Source organism: Rhizobacter sp. P3_C12, assembly GCF_056402735.1.
Map to the genome: position 1 here is coordinate 1 of NZ_JBFUGW010000197.1, position 11,819 is coordinate 11,819.

At 67.0% G+C, this 11,819-nt stretch carries 10 protein-coding genes, 1 other RNA gene and 1 pseudogene; 2 read left to right on the forward strand and 10 right to left on the reverse strand.

Translation table 11 applies throughout. From position 1 onward, the window contains the following. The coding region (locus tag AC1DXV_RS24435) for an FG-GAP-like repeat-containing protein (protein WP_477935980.1) at positions 1–2,832 on the reverse strand (2,832 nt) is incomplete at its 3' end. 388 nt (positions 2,833–3,220) lie between these two features. Here AC1DXV_RS24435 and AC1DXV_RS24440 point away from each other — a divergent pair. Then, a complete protein-coding gene (locus tag AC1DXV_RS24440) occupies positions 3,221–4,375 on the forward strand; it encodes an HD-GYP domain-containing protein (protein ID WP_477935982.1) in 1,155 nt (384 codons plus the stop codon). A gap of 2 nt (positions 4,376–4,377) precedes the next feature. Here AC1DXV_RS24440 and rnpB read toward each other — a convergent pair. The 3 genes from rnpB to pyrC form a co-directional block, all read right to left on the reverse strand. After that, positions 4,378–4,723, reverse strand: an RNA gene (rnpB, locus tag AC1DXV_RS24445) — RNase P RNA component class A. A 9-nt stretch (positions 4,724–4,732) separates the two neighbouring features. Then, a complete protein-coding gene (locus AC1DXV_RS24450) occupies positions 4,733–5,578 on the reverse strand; it encodes an NYN domain-containing protein (RefSeq protein WP_477935984.1) in 846 nt (281 codons plus the stop codon). Next, positions 5,575–6,612, reverse strand: a complete 1,038-nt coding sequence (gene pyrC / locus AC1DXV_RS24455) for a dihydroorotase (protein WP_477865364.1) — start codon at positions 6,610–6,612, stop codon at positions 5,575–5,577. The genes AC1DXV_RS24450 and pyrC overlap by 4 nt, the downstream gene beginning before the upstream one ends. An 86-nt stretch (positions 6,613–6,698) precedes the next feature. On the opposite strand from pyrC, the gene AC1DXV_RS24460 reads away from it, so the two are divergent. Next, complete coding sequence (locus AC1DXV_RS24460; protein ID WP_477865365.1) at positions 6,699–7,085, forward strand: VOC family protein; 387 nt, start codon at positions 6,699–6,701, stop codon at positions 7,083–7,085. A gap of 7 nt (positions 7,086–7,092) precedes the next feature. Here AC1DXV_RS24460 and AC1DXV_RS24465 read toward each other — a convergent pair whose 3' ends face one another. From AC1DXV_RS24465 to AC1DXV_RS24490, 6 genes and pseudogenes are all read right to left on the reverse strand, one after another. Continuing rightward, positions 7,093–7,827, reverse strand: coding sequence for an amino acid ABC transporter ATP-binding protein (locus AC1DXV_RS24465; protein WP_477865366.1), 735 nt, complete (start codon positions 7,825–7,827; stop codon positions 7,093–7,095). A 19-nt stretch (positions 7,828–7,846) separates the two neighbouring features. Continuing rightward, complete coding sequence (locus AC1DXV_RS24470) at positions 7,847–8,518, reverse strand: amino acid ABC transporter permease (protein ID WP_477865367.1); 672 nt, start codon at positions 8,516–8,518, stop codon at positions 7,847–7,849. After that, the gene (locus tag AC1DXV_RS24475; protein WP_477865368.1) at positions 8,515–9,222 is read right to left on the reverse strand and encodes an amino acid ABC transporter permease; all 708 of its coding nucleotides are present in this window, start codon (positions 9,220–9,222) and stop codon (positions 8,515–8,517) included. The genes AC1DXV_RS24470 and AC1DXV_RS24475 overlap by 4 nt, the downstream gene beginning before the upstream one ends. A gap of 161 nt (positions 9,223–9,383) precedes the next feature. After that, positions 9,384–10,286: a transporter substrate-binding domain-containing protein gene (locus AC1DXV_RS24480; protein ID WP_477935986.1), complete on the reverse strand. Its 903-nt coding sequence runs from the start codon at positions 10,284–10,286 to the stop codon at positions 9,384–9,386. A 127-nt stretch (positions 10,287–10,413) separates the two neighbouring features. Next, positions 10,414–11,367, reverse strand: coding sequence for an amino acid ABC transporter substrate-binding protein (locus AC1DXV_RS24485; RefSeq protein ID WP_477865370.1), 954 nt, complete (start codon positions 11,365–11,367; stop codon positions 10,414–10,416). 254 nt (positions 11,368–11,621) lie between these two features. After that, positions 11,622–11,819 (reverse strand): annotated as a pseudogene (locus AC1DXV_RS24490) (LysR family transcriptional regulator); the annotation flags it as partial.

Sequence of the window (11,819 nt, forward strand, 5' to 3'; positions counted from 1 at the left end):
CTGCGTGCGCGCGGGCTGCCCGATGTAGGGGTATGACAGCGCGACCTGCGTCGACTGCGACAAGACGCTGCCGTCCGCTGCCGGCCGCTGGCTGCGCACCTCGCGGAAGCCGCGCGGGCCGCGGCCGTCGTGTGCTGCCTTGAAGCCGCGGTAGCCGAACTCTTCGGACACCGTGCCGCTGCCGACACCACTGTCGCGGTCGACGGTCGCGACCACGTAGCCGGGCTGCACCGCATCGAACAGCGGATACACCGCGGCGTTGGCCGCATCCCCGCGATCGCTCGCATACCGGTCGCCGAGCCCACCGCGGGCCGGACTGCCCAGCGACACCCAGCTGAGTGTCGTCTTCAGGCCCTCCGGCGAGGTCARGCTGGTCAACASATCMGGCGGCAGCGAGGTGSCCGCCTTCACGTAGAGCTGGTTCGCCGTCGCATCCCCCGGTGTCGGCGAGGCACGCAGCCGCAGGATCTCCACATCGCCYTTGCCGGTGAAGTCCCCGGTCACGAACGCAGCCGAGCTGTCGCTGTGCTGCAGCACGTCGCTCGCGGTGGTCAGATTGAAGCTGGCCGACGGCGTGAACGTGCCGTCGCCGTTGCTCAGGTACACCTTGTTCTGCGTSGGGTCGCTGCTCCACCACAGGATGTCGTCGCGGCCATCGCGGTTCACGTCGGCGACCAGCATGTCGGCGCTCTTCTCGCCGTGCAGGCCGAGCGGCGGCGATCCCACCGAGATGTTGCCGAGGTTGTAGTTGGCCACCTTGAGCAGGCCRGCGGCGCCGGTGGACACCGACAGGCCCCACATCACGCAGTCGGCACGTCCGTCGCCGTTGAAGTCGAGGGGTCGGTCGCAGTCCTGGCCGGCCCCGGAGATCGGCTCGAAGTTGAAATCCCCCAGCGARCGCCACGCCCGAATGGGCGGGTACATGTTCGCACCGGTGCCCAGCATGCCAGCCGCGGCGAGATCCAGGTTGCCGTCGTTGTCGATGTCGAACAGGTGCGACGGCTGGCCCAGCGCATACGGGCCCTCCGGTCTCGAGTACAGGTTCTTGTAGGTCGCGTTGGTCGGCTGCTCGACGAAGCCGCCCTGGCCGTCGCCCTTGTAGACATGGGTGCAGACCACCGTCGCGCAGGGCTCGGGGGGCGGATCGAGCTTGACCCCCTGGCTCGGCACGGACGCGGTGACGAGGTCGATGAACCCGTCGCCGTCGATGTCCAGCAGGTAGAAGGTGTTGCCTGGTGTCCAGCCGAAACCGTCCTGGATCTCGCCATGGCTGGTGAGGTAGCGGTCCTGGCTGGCATGCTCCAGCAGCGTCACGCCGGTGATCGACCWGCGCTCGAACGTGCCGTCGCCCTTGTTCAGGTACAGCTCGGTGGCRTASGCCGGGCAGGCSGTGGTGATGTTGAYCGTGTTGGTCTCATGAGAGTCGCGGTAGCGCAGCAGGTCGGGCAGCCCGTCGCCGTTGAAGTCGRCCACGCGGGTGTTGAARCAGCCGTTGCTGTGGAACAGCGTGTTGTCCGCGCCGGTCAGGTTGAAGCCCGTCACGCGCCGGAAGCCGCCGTCGCCGTTGCTCAGGTACAGCCGGTTCTCRGCCGGGTTGTCCGACCAGCGGATGAGGTCGGTCTTGCCGTCGCCGTCGAAGTCGGCGGTGATCACGCCGTAGTTCGAGAAGCGGGCCAGGTTGATGCCGGCCACCGTGCTTTGCATCGTCAGCGTGGCGAGTTCGCCGGCCGAGAACGTGGTGTTGCGCTGGTAGGCGTCGCTGGCGTCGGGCGCGTAGTCGAATCTTGAAGGCGGCAGGCACGGCGACTCGGCCGCGCCGACGCATTCGGTGATCGTGCGCAGCCGACTGCGGTTGGTCACCGCGCCACTGTCGTAGCCGAGTCGCASCGTGTTCACCTTGAGCGGSKTGCCATCCGCGTTCACGAAGGTCTGCACCTGCGCCAGCCGCTGCACGTTCAAGAGCTTGCTGCCGGCCACGTAGGCCTCRCGCCGCGCCTGCGGCTTGCCASTGGGGGCGASCGCCGGCAGGTCCTCGTAGCTGAACACCAGCTTGYTGCCCGGCGCCTGCGTCGGCGTGCCGGTGTAGCGGATCTCGCGCAGGCTCCAGTCGTGCCCCGCGATCGGCGTGCCGGCCACYGTGCCGCTGCCCCACGCCAATCCGTCGCGCTGCTGGTACTGGTAGTCGATGTAGTTGCCGCGCAGGTCGCTGACACGGCTGACGAGCCAGCTCGTGATGACGCCGGTGCCTTGCGCCGTCACGGCCGCGTCAGCCGTGGCATTGCTGTTGTTGCCGTACTCGTAGACCCGGCCGTCCTTGGTCCAGACCTTGAAGTACGCCGGGGCATTGCCGCCCGCGCCGTAAGCGCGGATGCGCGCGAACGAATCGCGCTCGGTGCGGAACTCACGCAGCAGACCGCTGCCGCCTGCGCTGTCATCGGTCTGCGGGAACGCCATCGCCACGCCCGTGGCACCCGTCTGGATCAGCCGTTGGCCGTCGAGGCACAACTTGTCCGTCGCCGTGTTGTCGACGCCGTGGATGCGCCCGTCGGTGGCGAGGTTCGCGCCGCAGCGCGCGATCGACGAGACGCCCGTCAGCGACCAGCCATGACCCACCGGACCGCTGCCGTCACCGTCGTACGACAGGCCAAGCGACGGCACCATGCCGGCAATGCCCGGCGGCAACGCGATCGGATGCTGATACCCCGGCTGGCCGTCATGGCCCACCGCGAGTTGGGCCCAGGCCGGCAGAGAAAGAGCAGCCAGCGCCAGCGCGCCCAGGCACGACACCACCGAGCCGCGGACACGCCGCGACGCTACCAGAATCAGTTCCAAAGAGTCCTCCAGCGCACGGTCGTCGACCATGCATCCAATGACAGTGAAGGTGAGGTGTTGTCGCCCTTCGGCCTTGTGGGGCACCGGCAACCCGCGCGGCAGTGGTCTGCCGCTGCGGTGCGCGCAGTCTAGCAATGCACGTGCGGCTTTGTCACGGCGGGTCGAGCGAATTCATCAAGCTTGAGGAGGTTCATTCGTTCCGACTACTCTCTTGTGAAGTCGCTGTCGGACGAGACGATGCCGAACGCATCGGGCTGGTCGGTGTAGAGCTGGTCCACCGACTCGATGACCATGCTTCATGCGGAGCGTCGAGCGTAGCGGACGCCTCCGCAGCGCCATACCAGTTTGCGGACTCGACCCGCGACGCCGCTTGCGTCACACTCGCTCCATGAGCTCCTCGACGGACCGCATTCCACTGGTCCAGGTGCGCGACCTGTTGCACGTGGGCGAGCCGCTGCCGTTCCGCATCCTCGACACGCACGAGCGGCTGCTGCTGAACGCCGGGCAGGTGCTGCTCGATGAACGCCAGCTCGACGGCCTGCACGAACGCGGCGCCTGGGCCGAACGGCCGCTGGTCGAGGCGGCCCGGCAGGCGCAGGCGGCCGCGGCGAAGAAGTCCCAGACGGCTGCCGCCCTGTCGGTGTTCGACCGCTGGGAGCGCCTGATGCATCACTTCGACCAGGTGGCGCGCGCGCTGCAGCGCCGCGAGGCGCAGGGCACGGCGCTGACGACCTTCTTCACCGCACTGCAGGCGCTGGTCGACCGCGATCCGGACGTGGCGCTGTTCGAATGCATGCGCCAGGAAGAACGCCGCTTTGCGCTCTACCCGTTCCGCCACGCCGTGCGGGTGGCTGCGCTGACGCTGCTGACGGGCCGCCAGCTCGGGTGGACGCCGCAGCGATGCACCTCGCTCGGGTGTGCCGCGCTGACGATGAACCTGTCGATGCTCGACCTGCAGGCCACGATGGCCGCGCAGGACACGCCGCCGACCCGCAAGCAGCTGGAGCAGATCCGGGCGCACCCCGAAGCCTCGGTCGCGATGCTGCAAGGCGTCGGCGTCGATGACGAGACCTGGCTGGCGACCGTGCTCGGCCACCACGAACAACTGGGCGGCGCCGGCTACCCGCAGGGGCGCGAGCCGACCCCGGAAGCCCGCGTGCTGCGCGCGGCCGATGTCTACATGGCCAAGATCAGCGCTCGCGAGAAGCGCCCGGCGATGACGCCGCAGATGGCCACGCGCCAGCTCTTCCAGCAAAGCGCCGGCGATGAACTGGCGATGGCCATGATCCGGACCGTCGGCGTGCACCCGCCCGGCAGCCTGGTGCGGCTCCACTCCGGCGAGGTGGGCGTGGTCATCCGCCGGGCCACCAGCGGGCCGCACCCGCTCGTGGCAACGCTCAGCGACAAGAACGGCAAGCCGGTCGGCGAGACCCACCGACGCGATTCGTCGCAGGCCGGTTTCGCGATCGAGGGCGCCGCCGAGAACGCCGCGGCGTTCCCGCGCATCCCGCCGGAACGGGTGTATGGCCTGATGGCCGGTTGAAAGTGTGAAGCGGACCGATAGGCCGGATTCTGTGCGTCCGCCGATTCTTGCGAACCGGCGGACGTGACCGCCATTCCTCTGGGCCGGGCATCGCTGCCCGGCTCGGTGCTACCTACCCGCACACTCCTCGGGCCGAATCAACGTGTGCCTATTTGGTATTGCTGCGCGTAGAGATTGCCCGTTTCACCCGCTGCGCCGGCCTTGCGGCCGATGCGGCGACTCGTCTCTGTTGCTCTGATCCTCACCTCGCGGTGGACAGCCGTTGGCTGCTACGCTGCCCTGTGCAGTCCGGACCTTCCTCCAGTGCGCCCTTTCGGGCCTTGCACCAGCGGCGGTCTGGCCCGCTTCACCGGCGCATTATCCCCTGCTCTTCGCGAGGCGCTTGTCGCGCAGCACCACCTGGCTGCCGCGGCGGTCGAGTTCGAACAGCTGCGTCGCCTCGATCAGGTCGATCAGCTTGCGGTAGCCGTAGTTGCGCGGGTCGAACGAGGCCTGGTTGCCGATCTGCTGGCCGACCGCGCCGAGCGCCGACCAGCCGTCCTCGCCGGCCGCCGATTCGGCCGCATTGCGCAGCAGCGAGACCAGCCGCGCGTCCTGCTTCAGCGCCGCGGTGTCCTGGCGCAGCGGTGCGGCCGGCTCGGCGGGCGCCGGCGCGGGCTCCGGAGCCGCCTTGGTGCCGCCGCGGGTCTTGCGACCGGCGGCCGGCTTGGCCTTCGTCGCGGGCTTGGGTGCTGTATCGGCCTCGGCCACCTCGATCGGCTGGCCCAGGTTCTCGAGGTACAGGAAGCGCGAGCAGGCATTGACGAACGGCATCGGCGTCTTCTTCGCGCCGAAGCCGTACACCAGCGCGCCCTTGGCCTTCAGGTGCATCACCAGCGGCGTGAAGTCGCTGTCGGACGAGACGATGCCGAACGCATCGGGCTGGTCGGTGTAGAGCAGGTCCATCGCCTCGATGACCATGCCCATGTCGGTGGCGTTCTTGCCCTTGCTGTAGTCGAACTGCTGCACCGGGCGGATCGCGTACTCGTGCAGCACCGCCTCCCAGCCCTTCAGCCCGTCCTTCTTCCAGTTGCCGTAGGCGCGCCGGATGTTCGCGACGCCGACCTTGGCCAGCTCGGCCAGGATCACGTCGATCTTGCTGGCCGGCGAGTTGTCGGCATCGATCAGCAGCGCGATGCGGGCGGGCTTGTCGAGCAGGGTCATGCGGTCTCCAGTTTCCAGTTCAGCGTCTCGCCGCCGCGCAGCGGCTTCAGACGGGCCTCGCCGAACGGCAGGGACTCGGGGAGTGTCCAGCTTTCGCGGCGCAGCGTCACGCGCTGCGTATTGCGCGGCAGGCCGTAGAAGGCCGGCCCGTTGAAGCTGGCGAAGGCCTCCAGCTTGTCGAGCGCCCCCGCGGCCTCGAAGGCCTCGGCATACAGCTCCAGCGCCGACAGCGCGGTGTAGCAGCCTGCGCCGCACACCGATTGCTCCTTCATCTGCGACGCATGCGGCGCGCTGTCGGTGCCGAGGAAGAACTTCGCGCTGCCCGAGGTGGCCGCCTGCACCAGCGCCTGGCGGTGCACTTCGCGCTTGAGCACCGGCAGGCAGTAATAGTGCGGCCGCAGCCCGCCCTGGAAGATCGCGTTGCGGTTGTACAGCAGGTGGTGCGCGGTGACGGTGGCGGCGGTGTGCACATCGGCCTGCGCCACGTACTGCGCCGCCTCGCGCGTGGTGATGTGCTCGAACACCACCTTCAGTTCCGGGAAGTCGCGGCGCAGCGGCTGCATCACGGTGTCGATGAAGACGGCCTCGCGGTCGAACACGTCGACCGCCGGGTCGGTGACCTCGCCGTGCACCAGCAGCAGCAGGCCTTCGCGTTGCATCGCTTCGAGCGTCTTGTACGTCTTGCGCAGGTCGGTCACGCCGGCGTCGCTGTTGGTGGTGGCACCGGCCGGGTAGAGCTTGACGGCGACGACGCCGACCTCCCTGGCCCGCTTGATCTCGTCGGGCGGCAGGATGTCGGTGAGGTACAGCGTCATCAGCGGCTCGAAGGCCGCCCCTTCGGGCAGCGCCGCCAGGATGCGTTCGCGGTAGGCGACGGCCTGCGCGGCGGTGGTGACCGGCGGGCGCAGGTTGGGCATCACGATCGCGCGCGCGAACTGGCGCGCGGTGTCGGGCAGCACCGCGGCGAGCGCGGCGCCGTCGCGCAGGTGCAGGTGCCAGTCGTCGGGGCGGGTGAGGGTCAGGGATTCGGTCATCGGGCGATTTTCTCATTGCCCTGCTGCGCGGACGCCTAGACTAGGTCGTGCCGCCCTTCCCTGCAAGGGCGCTCGAGGAGATCGCGATGAACACCCCGTTCCCGAGCACGCACGCCACCTGCATCCTGCCGGTCAAGGACATGGCCAGGGCACGCCGGTTCTACGAGACCGTCCTGGGGCTGGAGGCACTGGGCGGCAAGCCGGATGGCAAGTTCGTCTACCGCTGCGGCGGCACCGAGATCGCGCTGTTCCCGAAACCCGAAGGCACGATGGCGCAGCACACGGCGCTGAGCTTCCGCGTCGATGAGATCGGGACGGCGGTCGCCGAGCTGTCGGGGCGCGGCGTGCAGTTCGCGGACTACGACCTGCCCGGGCTGAAGACCACCGACCACGTCTGCGTGCTCGGCTCCGAGAAGGCGGCGTGGTTCGAGGACCCGGAAGGCAACATCCTCTGCCTGCACCAGGACCTGTAGCCCGGACTCAGTGCTGGAGGATCTTCGACAGGAAGTCCTTCGCGCGCGGGGTGCGCTCCTCGGGCTTGCCGAAGAAGCTGTCCTTGGTGCAGTCCTCGACGATCTTGCCGGCGTCCATGAAGATCACGCGGTTGCTGACCTTCTTCGCGAAGCCCATCTCGTGCGTGACGCACATCATCGTCATGCCTTCGTTGGCGAGCTGCACCATCACGTCGAGCACCTCGCCGACCATCTCGGGGTCGAGCGCCGAGGTGGGTTCGTCGAACAGCATCACGATCGGGTCCATGCTGAGCGCGCGGGCGATCGCCACGCGCTGCTGCTGGCCGCCCGACAGCTGGCCCGGGAACTTGTCCTTGTGCGCGCTGAGGCCGACGCGGTCGAGCATCTTCATGCCGCGCACCTTGGCCTCGTCAGGCTTGCGGTTCAGCACCTTGATCTGCGCGAGCGTCAGGTTCTCGGTGACGGTGAGGTGCGGGAACAGCTCGAAGTGCTGGAACACCATGCCGACGCGGCTGCGCAGCTTCGGCAGGTTGGTCTTCGGGTCGGAGATCGAGATGCCGTCGACGACGATGTCGCCCTTCTGGATCGGCTCCAGCGCGTTGACCGTCTTGATCAGCGTCGACTTGCCCGAGCCCGACGGACCGCACACCACGACGACCTCGCCCTTGGCGATGCTGGTCGTGCAGTCGGTCAGCACCTGGAAGCTGCCGTACCACTTGGAAACGTTGTTGATCTTGATCATGGGAAATCCCCCCGGGGGTTCAGCGGATGATGGCGATCTTCTTCTGCAGGCGACGCACCAGCATCGACAGGGAGAAGCAGATCACGAAGTAGACGACGGCGACGGCGAGGTAGGTCTCGACCGGGCGGTTGAAGTTCTTGCCCGCGACCTCGAAGCCCTTCAGCAGGTCGTAGGCACCGATCGCATAGACCAGCGAGGTGTCCTGGAACAGGATGATGGTCTGCGTCAGCAGCACCGGCAGCATGTTGCGGAAGGCCTGCGGCAGCACGATCAGCTGCATGGTCTGGCGGTAGGTCATGCCGACCGCGTAGCCGGCGTACACCTGCCCGCGCGCCACGCTCTGGATGCCTGCACGCATGATCTCGGAGTAGTAAGCGGCCTCGAACACCGTGAAGGTGATGATGGCCGACAGCTCGGTGCCGAGCGCGCGTCCAATCAGCAGCGGGATCAGCAGGAAGAACCACAGGATCACCATCACCAGCGGGATCGAGCGCAGCGTGTTCACGTAGAACGCCGCCGGCATCACCAGCCACTTCTTGCCCGACAGCCGCATCAGCGCGATGAGCGTGCCCAGGACGATGCCACCGATCATCGCGACCAGCGTCAACTGGACCGAAAAGATCAGCCCCTTGGTGAAAAAGGCCGAGACGACACCCCAGCTCAGGAACGAGTAGTCGAGATTCAGATTCATTTCCCGCTCCCCATCATGCCGGGGACCCGGACCTTGTTTTCCAGGAACAGGGCCAGACGGTTGATGGAAAAGGCCGACACGAAGTACAAGCCCGTCACGGCGAGATAGATCTCGATCCCGCGCGAAGTCTCTTCCTGGGCCTGCATCGCGAACATCGTCAGCTCGGTGATGCTGACGGCAAACGCCACCGACGAGTTCTTGATGATGTTCATCGACTCGCTGGTCAGTGGCGGCACGATGATGCGAAACGCCATCGGCAGCAGCACATAGCGGTAGGTCTGTGGCAGCGTGAGGCCCATCGCGAGGCCTGCATAGCGCTGCCCCTTCGGCAATGCGTTGATGCCGGCCTTCACCTGCTCGGCAATGCGCGCGGAGGTGAAGAATCCGAGCGCGAACACCACCAGCACGAAGCTCGGAACGGCTCGCAGGCTCAAGAACATCGTCGGAATGACGTGGTACCAGATGAAGAGCTGGACCAGCAGAGGAACGTTGCGGAACAGCTCGACCCAGGTTTCACCGAGGTAGGCGAGCACCTTGTTCGGCAACGTGCGCAGGATGCCGACCAACGAACCCAACACGAGCGAGACGATCAGCGCCAGCAAGGCCACCGACAGGGTCCACCCCCAAGCCGACAACATCCACTGAAGGTAGGTCTGCCCTCCCCCCGTGTCCTGCAGGAATACCTGCCAGTCCCAATTGCCCAAGGCATTGCTCCAATTCTTGTGAGGGGCGCACGACGACTGCGCTGCCCCAAGAAAAAGCGCGACGCGGGTCACCCGGCGCCGCGCTGGGGGGACTGTAAGCAAGTGTCGCGCCCAGCGGCGTCAGGGCTTACCTCAGTCCCGGTCCATCGCAAGAACCCGCCTTACTTCTTGGCGTAGTCTTCCATCGGCTTGTCGTTCGGGGTCGCCCAGGCGGCCTTGGTGGCGTCCGACAGCGGCAGGCCGACCTTGGTGTTGCTCGGCGGGATCGGCTGGTTGAACCACTTGTCGTAGGTCTTCGCCAGGTCGCCCGACTTGATCTGCGCCACGATGCTGTCGTCGACCGCCTTCTTGAAGGCCGGGTCGTCCTTGCGCAGCATGATCGCGATCGGCTCGACGCTCAGCACTTCGCCGACGATCTTGAAATCGGCCGGGTTCTTCGCGCGCGAGATGTTGCCGGCGAGGATCTGGCCGTCCATCACGAAGGCATCGGCGCGGCCCGATTCCAGCAGCAGGAAGCTGTCGGCGTGGTCCTTGCCGAACACTTCCTTGAAGTCGACGCCGGTGGCGCGCTCGTGCTTGCGCAGCGTCTGCACCGAGGTCGTGCCGGTGGTGGTGGCCACCGTCTTGCCGGCCAGCTGGCCGATCGCCGTGATGCCCGAGTTGGCCTTCACCGCGATGCGCACTTCTTCCACGTAGGTGGTGAAGGCGAAGGCGACGTCCTTCTGGCGGGTGGCGTTGTTGGTGGTCGAGCCGCACTCGATGTCGACGGTGCCGTTCTGCACCAGCGGAATGCGGTTCTGCGACGTGACCGGCTGGTACTTGATGTCCAGCTTGGCCAGGCCCAGCTGCTTCTGGACGTCGGCCAGCACCTTCTGGCAGACGTCGTAGTGGAAGCCGGCGTACTTGCCGTCGCCCAGCGTGTAGGCCAGGGCGCCCGACGATTCGCGCACGCCCATCGTGACGGTGCCGCTGTCCTTGATCTTCTTCAGCGTGTCGCTCTGCTGCGCCTGGGCAACGCCCGCGACGGCCAACAGGACGGCAACGCTCAGCCATGCCTTCTTCATACGATCTCCTTCAGGGTGGAAAAGAGGGGGGCGAGTACCCCACCCACGACAACAACGAAATTCTAGGGAGTCGGGAGCTACGCAGTTCCACGTAGACCGGATGCTTCTTTCGACAACGGCTGCAACATCACCCCGGCACCTGGTCCGACGGGTACTTCCAGAAGTCCCGCAGCAGGTAGTTCATCGGCAGGTTCAGCGGCAGGTTCTTCGGCGGGATCGGCTTGTTGAACCAGTGATCGTAGATCGCATAGGCCTCGCGGCTGAGGATCAGGCGCTTCATCTCCTCGTCGCAGATCTTCTTGAACTCGGGGTCGTCCTTGCGCATCATGATCGCGAGCGGCTCGATGGTCAGGAACTTGCCCACCACCTTCAGCTTGCCCGGATCGGCACTCGACGCGATCAGGCCGTACAGCAGCACGTCGTCCATCACGAAGCCGTCGACCTCGCCGGCCAGCACCATCTGCATGGCCTTGGCATGCTCGGGCGCCTCGACGATGGTGATGCGCAGCAGGCGTTCGCGGTTCGCGCGGTCCACCTCCTTCAGCGGCGTCGTGCCCTTGGTCGACACGAGCTTCTTGCCCTCGAACATCGGCAGCTCGGCGATCGGGCTGTCGGCCAGCACCATGTAGCGCGCACCGGTGATGTAGTGCGGGATCGTGAAGGCCACCTTCTGGCGGCGCTCGGCGTTGTTGGTGGTGGAACCGCACTCCAGGTCGGCCTTGCCGTCGACGACCATCTGGATGCGGTTGCCGGCGGTGACGAGCACGAACTCCGGCGCGAGGGCCTTCATCTCGAGCCGCTTGCGCACCGCCTCGGCCAGCTTCAGGCACAGGTCGACCGCGTAGCCCATCGGCTTCTTTTCGGCATCGAGGTACGAGAACGGCACCGAGGATTCACGGTGCGCGACCAGGATCTTGCCGGTCTGGCGGATGCGGTCGAGCACCGGCCCGGTGGGCAGCGCGGCGGCCGGCGGCGCGGCCTGCGCCGGCAGCGCGGCGGTCAGGGCGGCGAGCGTGGCCAGCACGAGCATCGACGCGGCCAGGAGAGCGGAAAAGCGGCGCTTGCCGTGCACGTACTTCATGGGTGGAGTCTCGCAACCTTCATGCCACTGGAGCGGTGTGTTCGACACACGGCGGAACGCCAGTGTGCCTGCATGGCGGCGTGGGATCGATGGCGCGGGCACCGGGGCGGCGGCACATGGGGACAAGTTGGCGTTCGGGTGGCGATGGGCGCGGACTGTATTCGCCTGCCTGTCGGAAAGCCAATGCGGATTGGCGGGAAAGCCATGCATCGAATGCATGCGGCGCGAGGGAAAACCCTCTGGCGTCGGGTGTTTCAGCCCGCCGGCTTCAGGAAGTTCCAGAGCGCTCGCGCGCCGGGCTTGCCGCCCTGGCGCGAGAGGTCGGGCAGCTCGCGGTACATGCGCACTTCCATCGTCAGCTCGAGCAGGCCGGGCGCGGCCGCCCGCACCAGGCGCCGGCTCTTCAGCTCCTTCTTCACCGAGCTCACCGGCAGGAAGGCGAGGCCGTGCCC

Coding starts and splice junctions, on each gene's coding strand:
- AC1DXV_RS24460 (WP_477865365.1), top strand. CDS start 6,699: ATGAACACCCCGTTCCCGAGCACGCACGCCACCTGCATCCTGCCGGTC.
- AC1DXV_RS24440 (WP_477935982.1), top strand. CDS start 3,221: ATGAGCTCCTCGACGGACCGCATTCCACTGGTCCAGGTGCGCGACCTG.
- AC1DXV_RS24470 (WP_477865367.1), bottom strand. CDS start 8,518: ATGAATCTGAATCTCGACTACTCGTTCCTGAGCTGGGGTGTCGTCTCG.
- pyrC (WP_477865364.1), bottom strand. CDS start 6,612: ATGACCGAATCCCTGACCCTCACCCGCCCCGACGACTGGCACCTGCAC.
- AC1DXV_RS24465 (WP_477865366.1), bottom strand. CDS start 7,827: ATGATCAAGATCAACAACGTTTCCAAGTGGTACGGCAGCTTCCAGGTG.
- AC1DXV_RS24485 (WP_477865370.1), bottom strand. CDS start 11,367: ATGAAGTACGTGCACGGCAAGCGCCGCTTTTCCGCTCTCCTGGCCGCG.
- AC1DXV_RS24480 (WP_477935986.1), bottom strand. CDS start 10,286: ATGAAGAAGGCATGGCTGAGCGTTGCCGTCCTGTTGGCCGTCGCGGGC.
- AC1DXV_RS24450 (WP_477935984.1), bottom strand. CDS start 5,578: ATGACCCTGCTCGACAAGCCCGCCCGCATCGCGCTGCTGATCGATGCC.